This window comes from Mucilaginibacter sp. P4_E8 (genome assembly GCF_056401495.1).
On the sequence record NZ_JBFUJG010000012.1, the window covers coordinates 56,803 to 77,400 of the forward strand.

Annotated in this window: 21 protein-coding genes; 9 read left to right on the forward strand and 12 right to left on the reverse strand. The window is 44.1% G+C overall.

Translation table 11 applies throughout. The features are described from left to right. Position 1: 1 nt before the first annotated feature. From AC1DRQ_RS07710 to AC1DRQ_RS07730, 5 genes are all read left to right on the forward strand, one after another. Positions 2 to 781, forward strand: a complete 780-nt coding sequence (locus AC1DRQ_RS07710) for an ABC transporter permease (RefSeq protein WP_477423383.1) — start codon at positions 2 to 4, stop codon at positions 779 to 781. 122 nt (positions 782 to 903) lie between these two features. Then, on the forward strand, positions 904 to 1,707 hold the full coding sequence (locus AC1DRQ_RS07715; RefSeq protein WP_477423385.1) for a helix-turn-helix domain-containing protein: 804 nt from the start codon (positions 904 to 906) through the stop codon (positions 1,705 to 1,707). 77 nt (positions 1,708 to 1,784) lie between these two features. After that, complete coding sequence (locus AC1DRQ_RS07720; RefSeq protein ID WP_477423387.1) at positions 1,785 to 2,270, forward strand: GNAT family N-acetyltransferase; 486 nt, start codon at positions 1,785 to 1,787, stop codon at positions 2,268 to 2,270. A 106-nt stretch (positions 2,271 to 2,376) separates the two neighbouring features. Beyond that, positions 2,377 to 3,939 carry a M20/M25/M40 family metallo-hydrolase gene (locus tag AC1DRQ_RS07725; RefSeq protein ID WP_477423388.1) on the forward strand — a complete coding sequence of 521 codons (1,563 nt, stop codon included), beginning with the start codon at positions 2,377 to 2,379 and terminating at the stop codon, positions 3,937 to 3,939. A gap of 85 nt (positions 3,940 to 4,024) precedes the next feature. After that, positions 4,025 to 4,630 (forward strand): hypothetical protein, encoded by a 606-nt coding sequence (locus AC1DRQ_RS07730; RefSeq protein WP_477423390.1) that lies wholly within the window; start codon positions 4,025 to 4,027, stop codon positions 4,628 to 4,630. A 371-nt stretch (positions 4,631 to 5,001) separates the two neighbouring features. Here the strand turns inward: AC1DRQ_RS07730 and AC1DRQ_RS07735 are convergent, their stop codons facing one another. Then, positions 5,002 to 5,718 (reverse strand): alpha/beta fold hydrolase, encoded by a 717-nt coding sequence (locus AC1DRQ_RS07735; RefSeq protein ID WP_477423392.1) that lies wholly within the window; start codon positions 5,716 to 5,718, stop codon positions 5,002 to 5,004. A 101-nt stretch (positions 5,719 to 5,819) separates the two neighbouring features. After that, complete coding sequence (locus AC1DRQ_RS07740; protein WP_429393617.1) at positions 5,820 to 6,401, reverse strand: Crp/Fnr family transcriptional regulator; 582 nt, start codon at positions 6,399 to 6,401, stop codon at positions 5,820 to 5,822. Between the two features lie 593 nt (positions 6,402 to 6,994). Between AC1DRQ_RS07740 and mgtE the strand changes: the two genes are divergently transcribed. Further along, the gene (gene mgtE / locus AC1DRQ_RS07745; RefSeq protein WP_477423394.1) at positions 6,995 to 8,371 is read left to right on the forward strand and encodes a magnesium transporter; all 1,377 of its coding nucleotides are present in this window, start codon (positions 6,995 to 6,997) and stop codon (positions 8,369 to 8,371) included. A 37-nt stretch (positions 8,372 to 8,408) separates the two neighbouring features. On the opposite strand, the gene AC1DRQ_RS07750 is transcribed toward mgtE, so the two are convergent. The 6 genes from AC1DRQ_RS07750 to AC1DRQ_RS07775 all read right to left on the reverse strand — a co-directional run bounded on the left by AC1DRQ_RS07750 (position 8,409) and on the right by AC1DRQ_RS07775 (position 16,515). Next, positions 8,409 to 8,783, reverse strand: a complete 375-nt coding sequence (locus AC1DRQ_RS07750; RefSeq protein ID WP_477423396.1) for a hypothetical protein — start codon at positions 8,781 to 8,783, stop codon at positions 8,409 to 8,411. A gap of 11 nt (positions 8,784 to 8,794) precedes the next feature. Continuing rightward, complete coding sequence (locus AC1DRQ_RS07755) at positions 8,795 to 10,093, reverse strand: TolC family protein (RefSeq protein WP_477423398.1); 1,299 nt, start codon at positions 10,091 to 10,093, stop codon at positions 8,795 to 8,797. A gap of 11 nt (positions 10,094 to 10,104) precedes the next feature. Continuing rightward, positions 10,105 to 13,206, reverse strand: coding sequence for an efflux RND transporter permease subunit (locus AC1DRQ_RS07760; RefSeq protein ID WP_477423400.1), 3,102 nt, complete (start codon positions 13,204 to 13,206; stop codon positions 10,105 to 10,107). 12 nt (positions 13,207 to 13,218) lie between these two features. Continuing rightward, positions 13,219 to 14,337 carry an efflux RND transporter periplasmic adaptor subunit gene (locus AC1DRQ_RS07765; protein ID WP_477423402.1) on the reverse strand — a complete coding sequence of 373 codons (1,119 nt, stop codon included), beginning with the start codon at positions 14,335 to 14,337 and terminating at the stop codon, positions 13,219 to 13,221. 130 nt (positions 14,338 to 14,467) lie between these two features. Then, positions 14,468 to 15,835 carry a HAMP domain-containing sensor histidine kinase gene (locus tag AC1DRQ_RS07770; protein WP_477423404.1) on the reverse strand — a complete coding sequence of 456 codons (1,368 nt, stop codon included), beginning with the start codon at positions 15,833 to 15,835 and terminating at the stop codon, positions 14,468 to 14,470. Next, the gene (locus AC1DRQ_RS07775; protein ID WP_477423406.1) at positions 15,832 to 16,515 is read right to left on the reverse strand and encodes a response regulator transcription factor; all 684 of its coding nucleotides are present in this window, start codon (positions 16,513 to 16,515) and stop codon (positions 15,832 to 15,834) included. Before AC1DRQ_RS07775 ends, AC1DRQ_RS07770 begins: the two co-directional genes overlap by 4 nt. Before the next feature lie 553 nt (positions 16,516 to 17,068). Here AC1DRQ_RS07775 and AC1DRQ_RS07780 point away from each other — a divergent pair. After that, positions 17,069 to 17,374, forward strand: coding sequence for a PRC-barrel domain-containing protein (locus tag AC1DRQ_RS07780; protein WP_477423407.1), 306 nt, complete (start codon positions 17,069 to 17,071; stop codon positions 17,372 to 17,374). Further along, positions 17,355 to 17,831 (forward strand): hypothetical protein, encoded by a 477-nt coding sequence (locus AC1DRQ_RS07785; RefSeq protein WP_477423409.1) that lies wholly within the window; start codon positions 17,355 to 17,357, stop codon positions 17,829 to 17,831. The genes AC1DRQ_RS07780 and AC1DRQ_RS07785 overlap by 20 nt, the downstream gene beginning before the upstream one ends. A gap of 115 nt (positions 17,832 to 17,946) precedes the next feature. Here the strand turns inward: AC1DRQ_RS07785 and AC1DRQ_RS07790 are convergent, their stop codons facing one another. From AC1DRQ_RS07790 to AC1DRQ_RS07800, 3 genes are all read right to left on the reverse strand, one after another. Then, a complete protein-coding gene (locus AC1DRQ_RS07790) occupies positions 17,947 to 18,516 on the reverse strand; it encodes a CDP-alcohol phosphatidyltransferase family protein (protein ID WP_477423411.1) in 570 nt (189 codons plus the stop codon). Between the two features lie 5 nt (positions 18,517 to 18,521). After that, positions 18,522 to 19,541, reverse strand: a complete 1,020-nt coding sequence (locus AC1DRQ_RS07795) for a metal-dependent hydrolase (RefSeq protein ID WP_477423412.1) — start codon at positions 19,539 to 19,541, stop codon at positions 18,522 to 18,524. Between the two features lie 121 nt (positions 19,542 to 19,662). Further along, positions 19,663 to 19,845 (reverse strand): hypothetical protein, encoded by a 183-nt coding sequence (locus AC1DRQ_RS07800; protein WP_477423414.1) that lies wholly within the window; start codon positions 19,843 to 19,845, stop codon positions 19,663 to 19,665. 20 nt (positions 19,846 to 19,865) lie between these two features. Between AC1DRQ_RS07800 and AC1DRQ_RS07805 the strand changes: the two genes are divergently transcribed. Continuing rightward, positions 19,866 to 20,153 (forward strand): hypothetical protein, encoded by a 288-nt coding sequence (locus tag AC1DRQ_RS07805; RefSeq protein WP_477423415.1) that lies wholly within the window; start codon positions 19,866 to 19,868, stop codon positions 20,151 to 20,153. Here AC1DRQ_RS07805 and AC1DRQ_RS07810 read toward each other — a convergent pair. After that, positions 20,137 to 20,526, reverse strand: coding sequence for an Arm DNA-binding domain-containing protein (locus AC1DRQ_RS07810; RefSeq protein ID WP_477423417.1), 390 nt, complete (start codon positions 20,524 to 20,526; stop codon positions 20,137 to 20,139). The genes AC1DRQ_RS07805 and AC1DRQ_RS07810 overlap by 17 nt on opposite strands. Between the last annotated feature and the right edge of the window lie 72 nt (positions 20,527 to 20,598).

Below are 20,598 nucleotides of genomic sequence, written 5' to 3' on the forward strand. Positions count from 1 at the left end.
AATGGAAACAATAAAGATAAAGAACTATTTTTTCATGGATATGAGTGTTATGCTCGGGCGTTCCATGCGCCATATTCTTCGCAGCCTGGACACCATCATCACCGTTACGATCATGCCGATAGCGATGATGTTATTGTTTGTTTATGTGTTAGGCGGCGCCATAAAAACCGGCACAGCAAACTATGTGAATTACCTGTTGCCCGGCATATTGCTCATTGCCATTGCAAATGGTGTTGGCTATGTGTCTTACCGGCTGTTTTTAGATAAACAACGGGGCATATTCGAGCGTTTCCATTCCATGCCGATCGCGCGTTCGGCCGCGATATGGGGACATGTGCTGACCTCGCTGTTATCCAACGTGATCTCGCTTGTCGTCATTATTCTCATAGCGCTTTTAATGGGCTTCCGCTCACCGGCAGGAGTATTGTCATGGCTTGCCGTGGCCGGTATACTCGCGCTGTTCACACTGGCCCTGACATGGATCGCCGCGATTGCCGGATTGTCTGCAAATTCGGTGGATGGCGCAGGTGTGATTGCCTACCCGATCCACTTCCTGCCGTTAATCAGCTCGGCGTTTGTGCCTACCGGATCGATGCCGGCGGGTGTTCGCGCCTTTGCCGAAAATCAGCCGGTAACCCCAGTCGTGGAGACCATCCGGGCCTTGCTTTCCAACCAGCCGGTAGGCCATACCATATGGGTTGCCCTCGCCTGGTGGTTCGGAATTATGCTCGTAGCTTATGTCTTTGCGATGAGGGTGTATAAAAACGGGAGTAACAGATAGTTTTTGCTGAGGTGGTCAAAATGTCTGAAATGTATAGTAACAGGCGTGTTAATATTGTTTTATTCTGCAATAAGCGATAATTTTATGGGTTTTAATTTTGAAATATATTTGCGGAATCAAGAATGAAAGAGCCGGTTGAATTTGAAAAAGGTTGTTATGTGGGTACTAAAATAAGGGAGCAGGCTTTTGGCGGGATCCTGACTACTGAAACGGTTTTCCCCGAAGGCTTTGGCTCCGACTGGCATTATCACCAGAACCCGCATTATTCGCATATCTTATCCGGCGGTAGCAAAGAGATCAGAGGAGGTGTTTCCCGATGGCAACAGCCAGGCGACGGCCTTTATTATTACCCGGGCATTTCCCATCAGAACCTGCAATACCGGCCAGGCACCCGGATATTTAACATTGAACTGGAGGGCGGTTTCTTCAAAGAACACGCGCTGGACATGCCGGCGGAAGAGCAGATGTTCTCTGACAGGTTAAAGGTAAACACTGTGGGATTGTTAAGAATTCTTAAAGAGCATTACTGGCAGGATCAGCACAGCAGGATTTCGGTGGAACAGCTCTGTGTCGAACTGATCACGGCAAGCCCCGTTACTACCCGGAATAACTATCCGGACTGGACGCGTAAGATCATAGAGGTCTTAAATGACCAATGGAATCATCCCTGGTCGCTGGTGGAATTCGCCGGGTTGTTAGATATCCATCCGGTTACGCTTTCTAAATACTTTTCAAAATATTTTGGTTGTACGCTGGGTGATTACATCCGCCGGATCAAAGTTGACAGCGCATTAAAACTGATCAGGTCAAACCGGTATTCTTTAACTGAGGTTGCCTACCAGTGCGGATTTACAGATCAGGCTCATTTTATTAAAACTTTTACCCTGGTTACCGGAATGCGGCCCAAACAATACCGCCGTATATAACCGCTCCGCCATACGCTAATCCTATACTATTTTCTGAAGGTGCCTTTTCCGGATTTTTGCTGAAAATACAGCGCACCATGGATACTATAACCATCAGGCCTATTGAGCCCCGTGATAACAAAACTATAGCTGGTCTGATCAGGCAGGTATTAACCGAATTTGACGCCAATAAACCAGGAACCGCTTTTTTTGACAAAGAACTGGATTCACTTTCAGAGGTTTTCACGGTGGAAGGTTCCGGTTACTGGGTAGCGGAAGAAAACAATATACTGATCGGTGGTGCCGGTATTTATCCCACCGAGGGCCTTCCTGATGGCTATTGTGAACTGGTTAAACTTTACCTGCATGCCGGTGCACGCGGAAAAGGGATCGGGAAAAAATTATTGACCATTTGCTTTTCGTCAGCTCAGCTGGCGGGTTATACGCATATGTACCTGGAAACCATGCCCGAGCTAAATGCGGCTATTTTCGTTTATGAGCAAACGGGCTTCACCTATCTCACACACCCACTGGGGAACTCGGGTCATCACTACTGCTCCGTCCGCATGGTAAAGAAACTCTGATCGACATCCGGTGCCAAAAAGATCAGGGAACGCTAATCCGGTACAATTTTCAGTTGTCCGGATCTTTTAATTTGCAGCCGCAGCTTATTGCACTAAAATTTGAAACATGAAATCACTTTTTTATAAACTAACCGCAACCATAATCATGCTTTCCTGCCTGAAGACATATGCTCAGCAGGAAGATGTTGATACTGCAGTGTTTAACAGGATTAGAAAAGCCGAACTTTCCAGTTCGCAAATTCCGCAGATCGCCTATTATTTAACAGATATTTCCGGACCACGGCTTACCGCTTCGCCTGGTTATCAAAGGGCAAGCCGCTGGGCGGTCGCCACGATGAAAAAATGGCGCCTGGCGAATGCCGGACTGGAGTCATGGGGAGAGTTCGGCAAACAATGGGAGATCCGGGATTTCAGTATCAGCATGAGAGCGCCTTACAACCAGCTGATCGCCGGCTACCCCGAGCCCTGGGGCGCCAATACTGACGGCCCGCTAAAGGGTGACGTGATCATACTGACTCGGAAGCAGTCCAGAGACACAGTGTACCTTAAAACACACGCGGCGTTACTTAAAGGGAAGTTTCTCCTGAACCCAGGCGCCCCATTGAGTGAAAAAGATATCTCCGGCCCGGTAACAAGCAGGCTTTCGGATACCGAACTGGCCAATATGGGGGACACCTTTATGGTACCCGATTCGCTGACCAGGTCATTCCCTGCCCTTTTTAAAACATTGGCAAGGATCAGCCAGATCAAAAAGGATGTAGGGGTATTAGGCGCAATTTACACCACCAGTTTTAGTGCCAACGGCCATATCATGGCGCAATCTAATGATGGCTTTAAGCTAATATCTCATAACACGCTTCCCGAAGTCAGCATAGGTATTGAGGATGCGCAAAAGATGAAGCGGCTGATCGAATCCGGGGTCCGGGTTTCTCTGGAGGTCAACATCAAAGGCGAATTTTCAACAGCGGATACTAAAGGGTATAACGTGATTGCCGAGATTTCCGGCACAGATCCCAAACTGAAATCACAGGTAGTTATGTTGGGTGCACATCTTGATTCCTGGGAGGCGGCTACCGGCGCTACAGATAATGCGGCGGGCTGCGTGGTGATGATGGAGGCCATGCGGCTGCTGGACTCGCTGCACCTGAAACCCAAACGCACCATACGTATCGCCTTATGGGGAGGTGAAGAACAAGGTGTATTGGGATCATATGGCTATGTTAAAAATCATTTCAGGGATGGAGCTACGCTCCAGATAAAGCCGGAGCAGGCCGGCGTTTCGGCTTACTTCAATCTGGACAATGGAACTGGCAAAATCCGTGGGATCTATACGCAGAATAATGCAGCAGTCAAGCCGATTTTTGAGCAATGGTTTAAACCTTTTTATGATATTGGGGCCACCACGGTAACGATGAAGAATACCGGTTCGACGGATCATATCGCTTTTGACTGGGCGGGGATCCCCGGCTTCCAGTTTATACAGGACCCGCTGGATTATGAAACACGTACGCACCATACCAACCTGGATACTTATGATCACCTGGCAATGGATGATCTCAAACAAGCTGCGATCATTGTCGCGTCTTTCGTATACCAGGCCAGCATCAGGCCGGAGCTATTGCCCAGGAAACCTTTGGTTCCCTATTCGTTTCCCTATGAGGATTTCTGAACATAATCAGGAAGGTGGTATGATTTCGTACATGCGCCATTATTTTTAATGAAAAACAATTTTTAAATTATAAAATCCCAAAGCTATGACAACGAATTCAGCTACCATCCCCCGTATCACCCTTCAGTCCATCGGCGGCAGTCTGCTGCTGATGGCATTATTCACCATGATGTGGACAGGCATTGCCCAGGGAGGCCTGGCCGGCCGGGACCACTACCTGGTGTTGGTCTTCTTCGCATCCCTAAGTGCCACATTTGTTTGCTACGGGATAAAACTGTTCATTACTGCCCGGAGGTTTCCGAAGTTTACCAAGGCAGCAGATAAAGCAATGGCAAAGGCTATGTTAAGACGTTATGGCATCATTTTCGGTGCCGAGTTTACGGCGATACCCGTAATCGCTGGTCTGTTATTTATGACGGGCTACCAGCAATTTATACTACCCGCGATGGCCCTGATCATCGGCCTGCATTTTTACCCCATGGCTAAAATATTTAACCGCACGATCGACTATTATATTGCGACGTGGACCATCCTTTGTGCGCTGATCAGCATCTGGCTGATGAACAACCCACGTTACGCCCCCGGCTTTTTTCTGGGCTTTTTAGGAATTGGCGTGGCTATAGCTACAGCCACTTATGGTTTATATATGCTGTTTGACGGGAACCGGATTACGCGCAAGTATCAGCAATAACTTATTTCTTCAATTCTGCCGACACCCGTCCGGAATTTTTCCTAAAATAGCCTTTATTGCCAATGATAACATCACGGTAGCGTATAGACTTAAAAAAGGTTGCAGTGACGCACCTATTTTCGATTTCGAAGGTTGGCTGGTAGCATTATTGACCCCTGGCAGTAACGATATTAAGCTGCCATACATTTATGGTTTTCGGATCGGCAAACTTTTAGAATCCATCAATCTAACCTATTTTAACGATAAGCCTGCTTCTTCGCCCGAAATTAACCAGCAGTCACTTGTGAGCTAATAATGCCGACTTTTGTAGATACAGGTGACCATCTTCTGATTTTTCAAATGATGATGCTGGTTCCGATTTTCGCGATGTCCTATTGTAAGCAGTCGTTTTTTAAGATCTGACTATATTTATCTTCCAGTCTGTATAAAATATCAACCAATTTATCCGGATGCTCTTTCATCACATTGTGCCCGCAATGTATTGCTTCGACATGCCAATCAGGAGAATTTTTTAAGTTCTCATATTGTTTGACAAAGGGAGACTGTTCCCAACCACTGAGATAAATGAATGTACGGTTAAGAACTCGTTCATAATCCCCTTTCAAATGTAAACTTTGCATGAATGTTGCCAGCGGATGTGGTCTTCTTCGATTGTCTACCCCGGGCCGGTCTGCTACAGCAAAACCATCATCGCCGGCTCCGGCTACAAAACGTTGTCGGTATACTTCACTCGTCAGACTCCAGCAGGAATCTCCATCTTTGGGAATGTAGGCATCAATATAAACCAATGCATGTATCCTTTCCGGAATTTTATCTGCAACACCTGTGATAACCAGTCCGGCATAGCTATGCCCGCATAAGATCACATCAGTGAGGTTTTCTTTTAAGAAGACATCTATGACGAACTGGATATGCGTATCTAAATTTATGATCCTGTTTGATATCCCGGATTGTGTTTCAAGACCCGGTAAGGTTAATGAAATACACTTTTTTCCTAACTGTTCCAGCCTTTCAGTTATCGGGTCATAAACCCAGCCACCGTGCCATCCGCCAGGAATAAACACATAGGTTTTTTCAATCTCGTTCATTTTTTTTATTAATTGATGACGAGACAAAGATGGTCGCTAATAGTTCAAACAACACATAAGGTAACTTAAGAAATACCGTTAAGGTAGATTAAGGATAACGCCTATTTTTTGAGGAGATCTTTACGAACTTTACTCAAGAACTCAGGGGTAATCCCTAAGTATGAGGCAATTTGTGTATTTGGAAGCCTTGACAGCAAGTGTGGGTATTGCTTCATGAAGGCCAGGTAGCGTTCCTCGGCCGTTGAACTGATCGCCTGTAAAACCCTGTTCTCTGTTTCAACTAAACGGTTTTCTACAATAACCCTGAAATTTCTGTCGAACTTGGGATTATTATCATACAGATGATAAAGATCAGACTTGGAGATCTGGAATATAACCGATGGTTCCATGGCTTCAATATAAACACGGCTTGGCTTTTCGAAATAAAAGCTAACGATCTCCATAAGCCAGTCGCCCTCGGCAGCAAACTGCAGGTTATGTTCTGTGCCCTTATCATCCACCTGGAACTTTTTGAAACAACCTTCAGCCACAAAGGTATAATGCCTGCAAACATCATTTTCCTGCAATATGAATTGCCTCCGCTTAATCTTCCGCTGAATGACCCGCCCCGCCAGGTCGTGCTTTTCCGCTGTATTAAGTGGCAGATAATTATCGAAACTTGAAAATAGTTTGTCTATAATCACAGGTTTTTATGCAAATATTTTTGAGGGTCAATATAGTGAAAAATAAAGGCCTTAAACCGAATGAATGTGGTTGCGAATTCCGCACTAACAATTCATAAATAGGAAATTATAAAACTCAATCCCCGGATTTTTCTTAAGATAGCCCGAGCTTCTAATGTTCTCAGGCAATAAATAGAGGAATATCTTTTTTGATGAAATTGCAATATTATTGAAAGTAATTGCAAAGCTTCAATTTTCCTTTCATTGATTTAAATATGTTGTATATTAACGAATCAGCCCGCACTAAATCTTTATATTGGGGATTTTCTGGCAGAGTTTTGGCAGAGTTTTTTCTTAAAAAAAATCCATAAAAAATCGTTGTTTAAAGTATTAAAATGCTGTTTTTGTAACGGTTTCAAAAAATGCCACTTATAAAATTAGGGTATTTTTTTCAAACTCTTATGGAAATTTACTGCTTTTTAGAATATTCACCACAATAAATTATATGCTGAAAACCGCTTTAAACTTTAGGTAATATATCGTTAAACTTCATCCTATATTCATCACAAATGTTTTAATTTCAAACCCATAAGTATGCATTTAAAAGTTACGGTATGGATTTAAAGGAAATAAAGGATAAAATAATCAATGGCGATCTGAAATCACTTTTCTATAAGGGGACAGAAACAGAAATTCACCCTTCCGATGTTGCCAAAATTTTAAAGTCGCTGCCAGTTGACATTGCTCTAAACTCTTTTGAGGGCTTTTCCGAAAAAAAGAAGATGATCATTTTTCCTTTTGCCGGTCATTTTTTACAGGCTAAAATTATTCAGCATCTGCCAGAAAAACAAGCAGCCGACCTTTTGGATAAGCTTAACTCAGACGACCGGTATTCCTTTTTTATTTCACTAAAAGCCCTTGAACGTTCCAAATATCTGGAATACCTCAATGACGAAAACAAAAAGGCGACCCTGGATATGCTGGATTATCCTAAACAAAGTATAGCGAGGTTGGTCAATACGGATTTTGCTACCATAACCGAAAGCATGACTATCGCCGAAGCCAATGAACATTTACGTAAAAACCATACCGATAGTGTGACAGCCAATGTGATCTACGTAGTTGATGAAAACGGGAAGCTGCTGGACGACGTACCTGTACGCAGGCTGGTATTAAATGAACCGACCAAGCTGATCCGCGATATCATGGATCATGTTTGCTTACAACTGAATATTGACGAAAGTACAGAAGAGGCTATCCATAAATTCAAGGAGTATGACCGCACTGTGCTGCCGGTAACTAATACGGATAACCTGCTACTTGGTGTGGTAACGGTAGACGATGTGATGGAGGTGGCCGAGCAACGCAGTACTCGTGAAATGCAAAAATTTGGGGGTGTGGAATCACTGGAGTATCCTTACGTGCATACACCAATTTTCTCACTCATTAAAAAGCGTGCGGGATGGCTCATTATACTATTTTTAAGCGAGATGCTTACAGCTACCGCGATGGGTTATTTTGAAGTAGAAATCGCCAAAGCGGTAGTACTGGCTTTGTTTGTACCATTGGTTATTTCCAGCGGGGGAAATAGTGGTTCACAGGCTGCTACGCTTATCATCAGGGCTATGGCGGTAAAAGAACTAAACGTAAAAGATTGGTGGTATGTAATGCGGCGCGAAATACTTTCCGGTGTATGCCTGGGCGCAATATTGGGTGCTATCGGTTTTCTGAGAATTACCGTTTGGCAGTATTTGCATTGGTATAATTATGGTGAGCACTGGATATTAATGGCCATTACCATCTTTTTCTCACTGATAGGCATTGTATTATGGGGGACATTAAGCGGTTCCATGATCCCGATGTTACTCAAACGATTAAAACTGGACCCCGCTACCTCATCAGCTCCATTTGTGGCTACCCTGGTGGATGTGACTGGTTTAGTGATTTATTTCAGTATCGCGGCAATTATGTTAAAGGGAACCTTACTTTAAACAAGATCCCCTTTAACACTTTTAATTGTAGTAATCTTTATTGTACATTGATAGTAAAGTTAGATATATTATCTCCCCTATAGCGGCGTACCACAGTAGCAGTACTATCTCCCTGTACTGTTGTTTGGTTTGTATATCCAATGGTCTTTATATAATATCTTCCCGGTGTCAGGTTACTGAAGGTAGCAACACCACCGCCATTCGCAGTGAGGATGTCATCATACTGGTTATCCGTAAAGTTTGGATTGGTGTAAACACCCATTTTTAAATATACTTTGGCTCCTGCTACAGGCTGGTTATGATAATACACCGTAATAATTAGACTGCCATTACCGCTGGGATCCTTTTCACAGGAATAAAACATGGTCAGGAAAACCAGCGATAAGCAGATTAAGTAAAATTTCTTTTTCATGATTCAATTGATTATTGTAAATCCCAGATACCTGCTGAGCGCTCCAGCGTAATCAGGGCCGATGCGTAATTAAATAAAGCCTGGTAGTAATTCTGCTGCACATCATTATAGGTACGCTGCGCATTCAACACTTCCAGCAGCGAGGTTTCTCCGCGCTTGTAGCTGTAGGTTTTACCGTCCAGTACTTTTTGCGCTTCGGTGAGTAAACCATTCTTAAACTGCGTGGCCTGTTGCTGCGCGGCTTTGTAGTTCATCCAGGCCTGCATTACTTCCGTTTGAATTTGCAGCAACACCTGATCATATTGTACCGCCGACTGTTTAATAGTATACTGTGCGGCTTTAATATCTCCTTTATAGTGATTGGAGAATTTCAGAGGGATAGACAGTCCGGCGTTCAAACTACGATAAGCCGGGGTTGGTGCTATTTCATTGGTAGCCGCTGCATTGTAAGTACCCCCGAGGTTAATGCCGAGGTCAATTGTCCGGTTAGCTTTCACTAATTGCAAGCTTTTTTCAGCAGCAGTCTTGGTGTTTAAAGCTACCACCAGATCAGCCCGGTTATTCTGTGCGTTGGCAATCAGGTTACCTAATGAAAAATCCCGGTCCAGTTTATCAAAACCGCCAGATGGCATAAATAATGTATCGGCATGCGCTTTTCCGGTTAATAAGTTTAGTTGTACCAGGGCTGTTTTCCAGTCGGCCTCATTTTGGTATAGGGTATTCTTTAAGGTACCGGCTTCCAGTTTGGATTGGCGGGCATCGGTTTCTGTAATAGCACCCAATTTAAAACGGATGGAGTCGGCTTTGGCCAGCTTATCCATATTCTCCCAGGAGTTTTTCTGAACCTGGAAAATATAAAAGTTTTGTATGGCGGCATAATAAGCCAGGGATGCATCGGCCCGCAGGTTACGGAAATAGTCGTCCAACATGGCTTTGTTTAATTCCACCTGGCTTTTAGCCAGATCTATCCTTGATCTTCTTTTTTCGCCTAATTCCAACGTGGTGCTCAGGCCGGCGTTATATCCGTAACCCAGTTTCTTACTGGCATTCTGATTATCAAATGCCCCGAAGGATAATTCAGGATCGGGAAATACTTTCGCAGATTCTATTCCGGCTTCGGCAATACTTACATTGTATTTTTGAGCCTGATAATCCAGGTTCTGTTTTCCCACCAGACTTAAAAAAGTAGTAAGCGGCAGTTTGATCTTTACAAAAGAGGTATCAACGCTTTGCTGCGCCAATGCTTTTGTATTATTCATTACTACGATGAATAACAGCAGGTATATGATATTGAAATTCTTAGTTTTCATGTCTTTATAGCTTATTTCTGAGGCTCTGCCGGTTTAAAATCATCCTTTCCCCATTTGCTTTCCAGCATGTAATACAGGGCCGGCAGCACAAACAGGGTAATGGCAGTTGCTACAAACAATCCGTATACAATTACTGTCGCCAATGGCCTTTGCACATCAGACCCGATGCCTGTTGCCAGCGACGCGGGCAGCAAACCCAATGCTGCAACCGTAGCGGTCATCAACACCGGACGAAAACGGTCTTCAGCTCCTTCCACAACAGCTTTTAGTAAATCGTATCCTTTTTTCCGCAGGTCGTTGATGTGCGAGATCAGTATCACACCATTCTGTATGGCTACACCAAACAAGGCAATGAAACCTACGGCCGAAGACACATTCAATGTCATACCCCTGATGTTCAATGCCAGCATACCACCGAATAAAGCCAGGGGCACAATGGATAAGATCAATCCCGCCTGACGGAATTTGCCAAATGCACCATAAAGCAGTAAAAACATGATGGCCAATGCCAGCGGCACAATCACCATTAGCTTGGCATAAGCCCGGTTCTGGTTTTCAAATTGCCCGCCCCATTTGATCGTGTATTTGTTGTGATCATACTTGATGGTACTTTCAATTTTGCTCTGCGCTTCGTTTAAAAACGCCGTCAGATCATTGCCGCGTAAATTGAGTTTAACGGTCAAATGACGCTTGTTCAATTCCCTTGTAATGGTGCTTTCGCCTGTAGCAGTTTTTACGGTTGCAATTTGCGATAAAGGAATTTTTGCCCCTGTTTGAGAGGTGAGCATCAGGTTGGCAATTTTTTCGGGCGTGTTGCGGCTTTCTTCATTATAACGGCAGATTACGTCATAAACTTTATTGCCGGAAAATACCTGCGATATGGCTTTGCCGCCAATGGCTACTTCGATCAGTTCAGATACATCGCTTACGTTGAGGCCATAACGTGCTACAGCATCACGGTCAACAGATATCTGCAATTGCGGTAATGGAGGTTCCTGGTCAATGGCCACATCAACAGCGCCTTTGATGCTCTTGATCGTGGTCATTACATTTTCTGCAATACGGCGTGTCTCCTTAAAATCTTCCCCGTATATTTTTACCACCAGTTCGCTGTGTGCACCTGCAATTTTATCCATTACACCATCGATCATCGGCTGGCTGAACCCAACCGTATAGCCTGGCATGGTTGCATATTCTTTAGCCAGGTCATTAATTAGATCAGCTTTTGTCCTGCCGTTCTTCCATTCGCTGTAAGGTTTGATGCCAATGCTGCATTCAAAGTGCGAGGCCGTCCAGGGATCGGTACCGTCGTCATTACGCCCGGCCTGCACCATCATATAGGTTACCTCACTGTACTTCATGGTATGCTGCCGTAACGTATCACTCATTTCTTTCGATTTCTGTAAGGATACACCGGGAGGCAATTGTACCTGTAGCCAGATGGAACCTTCATCCAAAGGGGGTAAAAAATCCTTACCTACGGTGATGGAAAGAACTACTGCCCCAATTAAGGCAATGGCCAAAGGAATGAAAACCTGCTGTGGTTTTTTCATCACCTTTTTACCGCCCTCAAAATAGGCCGTGGTTAATTTTTCCAACCATTTGTTGTGGAATAGTTTCCTGGGCTTTTTATAAACTGCATAAGCCAGCCCCGGTATCAGCAACAGCGCAACAGCCAATGCACCCAGCAACGCAAACCCGACGGTGAAGGCCATCGGGGTAAACAGTTTCTTTTCTACCCTTTCAAAAGAGAACAGGGGCAGGTAAGCAGTGATGATGATCACGGTAGAAAACAAAATGGGTTTGGCAACGGCCAATGCCCTTTGCCCAATAGTAGTTTCCTGCAATTCTTCTGTGGGACTTTCTTCCCGCTTTTTTAAAATGGTTTCCATCATCACAATGGCACCATCTACAATAATCCCAAAATCAATGGCGCCAAGCGAAAGCAGGTTGGCCGGTATATGGGTAAAGTGCATCAGGATAAAGGCAACTAATAAAGCCAGAGGAATAGTGATAGCTACGATCAATGCCCCACGCCAGTTACCCAAAAAAACGATCAGCACGATAATAACCAGGGTCATGCCTTCCAGCAGTGTATGCGATACGGTATGCAGGGTGGTGTCAACCAGGCTGGTCCGGTCAATGTATGGCCTGATCCTTACACCTTCGGGTAACACATTCTTATTCAGATCTTCTACAGCGGCATGGATGCCCTCTAATACTTTTGATGGGTTTTCGCCTTTTAATAGCAATACGATGCCTTCATCGCCTTCGCTGTAATTTACTTTACGGTCGGTATAACCTAAAATGCCTTTGCGTTCCAGGTTGCCGTATTTCAAAGTACCTACATCCTTTAAAAAAACAGGTACACCATTTACAGATTTAACCACAACGTTACCCAAACCCTCCAACGTTTTTACCAGGCCGATGCCCCGTACTACATAACCCAGGTCGCCACGTGTAAGTACACTGCCACCCGCGTTGGCATTGTTATTATTGATAGCAGTTTGTATATCGGTAAGGGACAGTTTGTATTGTTCCAGCTTACCGGGATCAACTTCTAACTGGTATTGCGTGGTGATACCGCCAAAGTTAGTCACATCGGCAACACCTGCCACTTGCTTGATGCGCGGAATAATCGTCCAGGTTTGCAGATCGGTGATCTCCCGCAGCTCATGATTTTTGCTTTCGATGATATAACGATAGATCTCACCAATGGGTGAGGTTAGCGGGTCTAACCCAGGCTGTGCGCCATAAGGCAGGGTGACATCGCCCAAGCGCTCGGTAATGCGTTGCCTGGCCCAGTAATCCTCAATACCATCTTCAAAAACGATAGTGATGATAGAAAGCCCGAACGTACTTTTGCTGCGCATTACGTGCATGCCCGGCATCCCGTTCAAGGCCCTTTCTACGGGAATGGTGATCTGTTGCTCCACCTCTTCGGCAGCAAGGCCGGGTACCTGTGTCACTACCTGCGAGGTCACATCGGCAATATCAGGGTAGGCCTCTACGGATAGCTGTGTCCAGGAATAATAGCCAAATATGGCCAGCAGGATGAACAATGCTGCGAAAAGCCAGCGTTTGTTTATAGCTGTAAAAATAAGTTTCTTCATGATGGCTATATTTTATTTGGCATCCAGCAGGTAAAAGCCACCAGAGGTCAGGATCCGGTCGCCTGGTTTTAAGCCTGATTTAATGACCACCTGGTCGTGATCGGTATTCGCTGTTTCAATTTTCCGCTTTACATATTTTCCCGGTGCCGGTTCTGTAAATACAAAGCTCTCATCGTTCATTTGCAGTACGGCGGTCGTCGGGATCAGGATAACCTGGGAAGGGGCATTGTCAAAATCTACGGTAACATACATTCCCGGCTTTAGGGTCCGGTCGGCATTGTTACACTCGATCAGTACCTGTACACTGCGCGTGTCTTCATCCACCATATCATTTACATGATAAACTTTCCCTTTGACCTGTTTTTCCGGCAAGGCAGCGATCTGGATAGAACATTCATCCAGCTCATGAATAAAGCGGATGTCTTTTTCCTTGATCTGCCCCGCTACCCAAACTTTGGATAGCTCGGCTACGGTTGCCACGCTGGTCGCATCATTTTTGATGAATTGACCAAGCACCACCTTGTTTTCAATCACCTGCCCGGCAATGGGCGAACGCACCACCAGTGGCTGGCCCAGAACCAGATGATCAGGATCGGCCTTAAATATTTTAATACCGATCACCGCGTTTTCATATTCCTTTTTTTCTACTTCATAAGCGGTCTTGGCTTCTTCCATATCTTTTTGCGTACCCACACCATGCGCTGTTAGGTCCTGTTGCCTCTTCAGGGTTTTTTCTGCCAGCTGCAGCTGCGATTTCTCCTGAAAAAAGATCTTTTGCGCGGTGATAAAATCGGGGGAACTCACTTCAAACAAAGGCGTTTCCGGGGTTGTACGCATCCCCAGTTTTAAATAGGATTTGGTGATCCGGCCTGAAAATGGCGGCGCAATCTCCGCATATTGGGTCGGGATGGCTTTTACCGTACCCGCTGTTAACAACTGTAAACGGTAAGATTGCTCTTTAACCACGTCTTTTTTTAACTTGTCCGCCAGTTTGGAGTTCGGCGTTACCTGGATCGTATCGCCGGATAAAGAATAGTCGCTTGTTTCTTTAGCAGTTTCGGATTGATGGCATGCAGCCATCAGGAACATGCTGACGGTAAGTCCTATTAGGAAGAATAGATTTTTTTTCATGACCTTTTGCTTAATCAATAATTACTGCCGCAGACAGCGATTATTTACGGCGCAAAGGTAGATGGCCTGTTTTCAACGGGCCGTTAGAGGACTATTAGAAAAAAATTAGAAATTCATTAGAGCGGATTCACTAAACATGGGGTAGTTCAATAGTAAACACAGTGCCTTCGTCAATCACAGAACTGACGCCTATTGACCCTTTATGCAATTCGATGATTTTTTTGGTTAATGATAATCCAATCCCATTGCCACCGGCAAACTGTTTGTTGGCACCCCGGTAAAACGATTCAAAGATGTGCGGGAGTTCGGTTTCATTTATACCTAAACCCTGATCGATGAAACGTAGAATAGTTTTATCATTACTGTAATTGATAGATACTGTAGCTTCGTTTGCGTTGGAAAATTTGCAACCATTTTCCATCAGGTTTTTAAAGGCTACCCGCAACAAATATTCGTTGCCTAAAACAGAAATAAAATCATCATTCTCTATTTCCTGCTCAAAGCTGATATCGATCTTGTAACCTGGCCTGTCATGTAAGGCATCACTTCGGGCATCTAAAATAACTTCATCTAAACGCAATTCTTTAAAGGAAATCTCTGTGCGGTCATAGTTTGCTTTGGCCAGGTCGAGCAGGCTATTGGATAGGCGTACCAGTTTCTGCACATCACTGATCGCATGATGTATGGATGCTTTATAGGATTCGTTACTCCTTTCTTTTTCTACCGCAACCTGTAATTCGGTGAGCATAGCCGTAAGCGGGGTACGCAGTTCATGCGAAATATTGGATACAAACTCCTTTTGCGCGTCAAAAGATTTTTCCAGACGGTCCAGCATTTCATTAAAAGTAACCGCCAGTTCGCTGATCTCATCTTTTTCCTTTCCGGTATCGATACGCAGGTCCAAATTGGTAGCGGTAATTTCCTCTACCTTGTCCACCATATCAGAGACTGGTTTTAGAGCTTTGCTCGAAAAGACATGACCTGCTATATAGATCAGGAATACCGCTACAAAAAACGAAATGATCAAGGTATATTTCAGATTGCGAAGTTTTACATAGCCTCCCTGGTCATTGGCTATCGCTGTGATCACATAATCCTGGTCATGGTGATGGTAAAAAATACCTACAACCTGCATCTCCCCCTGGTAAAACCGAATCTCCTTTTTTTGGACAATCTCATCGATCATCCGCCGGGTTTCCTTTACCTGGTCGATATCCACCGCATCATGATATAATAGATTAAAGGAGGTATCATAAATGGCTACTTCTTCCTTAAACAAGGAGTTTTCAGCGTTCCGGTAGATCAGCTGCAAGACTGAAGGAGCCACTTTGGCATCCAGCAAAAGGTTCGCTTTATTAATGGCGGTGTGGCGCAGCGAACTGTAATACTCATTCTCTCTGTTTTTAGAAAAGGAAAAATAGACCACCAATGCAAAGGCCAATAATAAGGCCGCGATGATGGAGGTAAACAGCAAAGTGAGTTTATTACGTATGGTCATGACTCCTCCTGAAAAATAAACCCTAAACCGGATTTAGTGTGGATGAGCTTACTGCCAAAGTCTTTGTCGATTTTTTTTCGCAGGTAATTGATATAGACATCAATAAAGTTTGTTCCCGTATCAAAATGGGTATCCCATACTTTTTCCGCAATTTCGGCCCTGGATAAAACCCGTTCGCTGTTTTGCATCATATATTCCAACAGTTTCAGCTCTTTAGGGGTAAGACTTATAGTTTTACCCAACCGGGTAACTGTTTTGGTTTGGTTGTTTAATTCCAGGTCGGCGTATTTTAAAATGTTAGATTGGATCATCTGGTTTCCGCTTTTACGGTTCGTTACTGCCCTAATACGCACCAGCAGCTCTCGAAAATCAAACGGCTTTACCAGGTAGTCATCAGCCCCGGCATCAAAGCCCTCTACCTTGTCATCGGTCGTTCCTAACGCCGTAAGTAGGATAACAGGCAGATCGGGCTTGCCCCGACGGATTTCGCGACATACTTCGATCCCATTCAGGCCGGGTAAAATAATATCACTGATCACCAGATCATAATCATTTTGAAGGGCCAGCTTTTTACCGGTTATACCATCATAGGCGATAGTGGTGAGGTACCCCCGTTCTTCCAACCCTTGCTGTACCAGCGTGGCGATGCGGACTTCATCTTCTATGATCAGTATTTTCATGATTAATCTTTAACCACCTGCAAATTAAGACAATTAATTATTTGCAATAAGAGTGGACCATTAAATATAAAATATTTAATGCTTGCATCCAGTTACTGTAAAATGAAAAAATGAGTCCTGGGGCGGCTTCTGGACGTTTTTCTTCCTGTTGTTTTTTGTTTCCTTAAGCGCAGGTGAGTGGGCAGCGCCGGCAGGCCCTGTCGTATAGGGATATTATTGGGCGCCTGGCTTGATTGCGGCGATTATATTCGCGCTGTTGATCGCAGCCGTGACGCCTGCATCTCCTGTCCCTCGCAAWTGGAATAATGGTAATATCARAAAAAACACAACTACTGAAAAAATCCAGGAAGAAAAGGAAACGGCGGTAATAACTGTTGCGGCAATCGGTATCTTCTTTTGGGTATTGATGATTATATTAATTATTGCGGCTGTTGCAGGTTTTATTTTTAAACTGGATAACCGGCTGGTATAAACTATAATTATCGCTTTAAAGCGGGAATCCATATAAAAAGTATATAAAAGGGAGATTAAATGCAGACTATTAAAGGGAGGGATGATGAGACGTAACGTGAAAAATTTGGTTGGCTTCAGTATGGGTGCAACCGATGGTGAGTTTGGTAAAGTGGATGAATTTTATTTTGATGACGAAACCTGGACCATACGTTACCTTATTGTAAAAACAGGCGGCTGGCTGTTTGGTCGTAAAGTGCTTATATCCCCAACGGCTCTAAAAGAACCGGACTGGGAAAACAAAATTTTTCCGGTAAACCTTACCAAAGAACAAATTAAAAACAGTCCGGATATAGATACAGAAAGAACCATTTCCCGCCAGCAGGAAATTGAACTTTACAGTCATTGATGGCTGGCCATATTATGGTCCTGTCGGCGTTGGATTTTATGGCGGCATGGGTTTGTCGGGTATGGCTGAATCAAGGATACCGTTTGAAGAAAGGATATTGGCGGCATCTGACCAAAAAGAACCGGTTGATCCACACTTGCGGAGTACAAGTGAAGTTACGGGTTACCGGATCCATGCTACGAATGGTGAAATAGGGGACGTAGCGGACTTTATAGTTGATGATCAATTCTGGAATGTACATTTCCTCGTAGTGGATACAGGACATTGGTTTCCGGGAAAGAAAGTCCTGATCAGTCCCAAGTGGATCAATAAGGTGAAATGGGAAGAATCTTCGGTTGATGTCAATATCACGGTAAACGCCGTAAAGAACAGTCCGGAATATGATTCCTCAATGCCACTGCCGGAAACCTATGAAAATGAATTTTACCGTTATTATAGAGGGTTTGATAATAGTTAGATTTAACAGATATAGGGCGTTATTCGGGTTATAACACAAAGAATTGATTGATGCCAAAGCGAAAGAATTTATGGTACTGTTTGTTTTTCCTGGTTGGGCGTGGTTTGCACAGGCATTAATTTTCGCTTTTTTTTAGCCAGTATAAGCCTTTTACATTGGTCCGGTAATCGGGGAGCAGGAGGGTCAATAGGATTTCTTCGATCAGATCTATTCCGGTGAGGATAATGGTGAGATAGAACAACCAATAAACGGGCGAAAAAAAGAAAAAAGTGATCAGGAAAATTCCCTGGAATACCGCGGCAATTTTAGCTATATAGGTATGATAACTGGTCATCCTGCGATACTTGATGAAAGCCAAAGTGTTTTGCGAAAGATAAAGTACAAGTAAAATTATAATTGGTATGATCTCCATTAAAAGAAATTCGGAATTTTTCATGAACATGCCAATTATAGCGGCAATAATATTTAAGTCATCAGCAATAGAGTCTATCCTCGCCCCAAATGCACTTATAATTTTATACCGGCGTGCAAAATATCCATCTATGGCGTCAGTAAAAAAACTGAGCGCAAGCAGCCATTTAAATGTGTTGAATTGATGTGTAACTGCCAGATAAATAAGAAATGGTACGGCTATCATCCGATAGAGGGTAATGCCGTTTATAATATAATAGCTATTTTTAGTCATATGCTTCATGGTGTATTGCCTGCTATCCGTCTGATGTAAGCTTCCAGGGAGCTTTTGTTCCATCCAGCCAGTCTGCCCTTCTGTAATAACACCGTTTGGTTGCCACTGGCAGTTAGCGGATAGCTCAACACAAATGGGGCATTGGGCATCCGCCAGCCTTGTACCTGCCCAAATCTTAACACATTTAAATACAAGGAACTGCCAGTTTGTGAAAGGGTATAATATGGGTCGGCAAAGGTGATTAAATGCTGTAGTACTCTTTTATCCCCGATCTTAACATTCAAGGAATCATTTTTAAGAWGCTTTTCATACCGGACCGATTGCTGCGGATCATCCCATACGGAACTGTAACCCGTATAATAACCACCATCGGCGGCCACGACAAGGTACCACAGCATACAATTGAATGGCGCCGGCGTAGTAAAATAGCCGGCTGCGTTCATTTGCTGTGACTTAAAAGAATGATTGATCTTACCGTTAACATAAACTTTATTGATAGCTGCAAAGCCTGTATAGCAGCCAGAAATGATGAGCATGGCCCAGGCCCATTTTTTTCGGTGCGGATACAGGGTACATTTAAAAATTAAGACGAGGCTTCCAACCAGCAATCCGGCCGTAAGCAGCGGATCGACCACATATAACAAATTGATGGAAAAACGCTGGTGACGGAAAGGCTCCAAAAGGCCTGTGCCATAGCTGTTACAGGTATCAATCAGGTCATGAAGCGTGAACTGGAAGCAAAAGAAAAAGAGGAGTGCGGTATACGATAAACCTGCCTGGTTATAGATTTTCTGCACCGTGAATGCCAGAAATATTCCTGCAATCAACGCGAATAGAAAGGAATGCGTTAGACCACGATGGATCAGCAGGGATTGGTCTGCAGGTAAAAATAAGGCAGGAAGGGTATCTATATCGGGCAACACCTGAGCCGATGCACCCCAGATCAGGCCCTTTTTGCCCAGCTTTTTGGTCAATAAAACTTCGGTGGAGCAAGCGCCTAAAGCCAGGTGGGTGATTATATCCATGTTTCATCAATATCGCCAACTATATAATAAGTGCGCTCCTTATTAAATGTTTGATTCATAGGAATTATTCTCCAAACTATTCTGGATTTTTCCAACTTTACCAAGCGCTTGTTAAAAGCGATCACACCACTTTGATCACGATCTTGCTGCGGCGGCAGGGTTTTGTGTTCAGTTCTTCCGCCTGTCTGGCTTCTTCCGGGCCCAGCATTGCCGATATGACCGGGCTGATTTTGTTTAAATTACAAAGCGCCTGATTGCGTGTTTTTTTATTTTTGAAACCTTCCTGGCTTGCATCTGTTTTCAATTCACTTAATAAACATGCCAATGAAAAGCTTTGAGATACCCGTTGGCCAAAGCCAGCACTTACTGAAATTCGAACCGCAGGAAAAAGCGAACAGCTTTAAAATTTACGCCGTAGACCGGGCGGAGGACTGGATCGACCGGGAACAAGCTCGTTCGGTGGACATTCCCGCGGATGGGCTTTTGGGTACGATCACCATCTACAGCAAAACTCATTTTGACTTTGACGGTGTCGGCGCCTTTACGGGACAGGACCTGCAAAGTATCGCTGTCCAAATCATAGGGCACCCGCAATTCAAGGTAGGAATATAAATAGCTGGACGGAACGGGACAATAAAACCGGCCGCTGCGACAAATATGGAAACGATCTCAAATATTTCTGTGGGGTTTTATAATTACTGAGTGTGTTGGGGGAAAGCTGGTGGACCGCAGTTTTATTGTGGTACTCGAAAAGATGACTTAAGGTGTGCTCGACTTCTTCCGTACGTAAAAAGGTGTTTTTTATAGCCTCCGCGGTTATCGGCAGCTTTTTAAGTTGCAATTCCCCGTAGCACTCGCCAAATCCCCGCCTGATATCCCAGGAAGGGGGCTCTATATACTGCTTCAGTCCGAGGTGAATAATCTCCCTGTTGACGGTAATGCGCGCGTAAATAGGCACCTTTCCGAAAGTGTTTACTGTTCTCATATCCTTTGTGATTAATTGATAATTGAGGGATTTTGAAAATCTTTCATTGTAGTAATAACTGTGTTAACAATC

Coding starts and splice junctions, on each gene's coding strand:
- AC1DRQ_RS07710 (WP_477423383.1), top strand. CDS start 2: ATGGAAACAATAAAGATAAAGAACTATTTTTTCATGGATATGAGTGTT.
- AC1DRQ_RS07715 (WP_477423385.1), top strand. CDS start 904: ATGAAAGAGCCGGTTGAATTTGAAAAAGGTTGTTATGTGGGTACTAAA.
- AC1DRQ_RS07720 (WP_477423387.1), top strand. CDS start 1,785: ATGGATACTATAACCATCAGGCCTATTGAGCCCCGTGATAACAAAACT.
- AC1DRQ_RS07725 (WP_477423388.1), top strand. CDS start 2,377: ATGAAATCACTTTTTTATAAACTAACCGCAACCATAATCATGCTTTCC.
- AC1DRQ_RS07730 (WP_477423390.1), top strand. CDS start 4,025: ATGACAACGAATTCAGCTACCATCCCCCGTATCACCCTTCAGTCCATC.
- AC1DRQ_RS07735 (WP_477423392.1), bottom strand. CDS start 5,718: ATGAACGAGATTGAAAAAACCTATGTGTTTATTCCTGGCGGATGGCAC.
- mgtE (WP_477423394.1), top strand. CDS start 6,995: ATGGATTTAAAGGAAATAAAGGATAAAATAATCAATGGCGATCTGAAA.
- AC1DRQ_RS07750 (WP_477423396.1), bottom strand. CDS start 8,783: ATGAAAAAGAAATTTTACTTAATCTGCTTATCGCTGGTTTTCCTGACC.
- AC1DRQ_RS07755 (WP_477423398.1), bottom strand. CDS start 10,093: ATGAAAACTAAGAATTTCAATATCATATACCTGCTGTTATTCATCGTA.
- AC1DRQ_RS07760 (WP_477423400.1), bottom strand. CDS start 13,206: ATGAAGAAACTTATTTTTACAGCTATAAACAAACGCTGGCTTTTCGCA.
- AC1DRQ_RS07765 (WP_477423402.1), bottom strand. CDS start 14,337: ATGAAAAAAAATCTATTCTTCCTAATAGGACTTACCGTCAGCATGTTC.
- AC1DRQ_RS07770 (WP_477423404.1), bottom strand. CDS start 15,835: ATGACCATACGTAATAAACTCACTTTGCTGTTTACCTCCATCATCGCG.
- AC1DRQ_RS07775 (WP_477423406.1), bottom strand. CDS start 16,515: ATGAAAATACTGATCATAGAAGATGAAGTCCGCATCGCCACGCTGGTA.
- AC1DRQ_RS07780 (WP_477423407.1), top strand. CDS start 17,069: ATGATGAGACGTAACGTGAAAAATTTGGTTGGCTTCAGTATGGGTGCA.
- AC1DRQ_RS07790 (WP_477423411.1), bottom strand. CDS start 18,516: ATGACTAAAAATAGCTATTATATTATAAACGGCATTACCCTCTATCGG.
- AC1DRQ_RS07805 (WP_477423415.1), top strand. CDS start 19,866: ATGAAAAGCTTTGAGATACCCGTTGGCCAAAGCCAGCACTTACTGAAA.
- AC1DRQ_RS07810 (WP_477423417.1), bottom strand. CDS start 20,526: ATGAGAACAGTAAACACTTTCGGAAAGGTGCCTATTTACGCGCGCATT.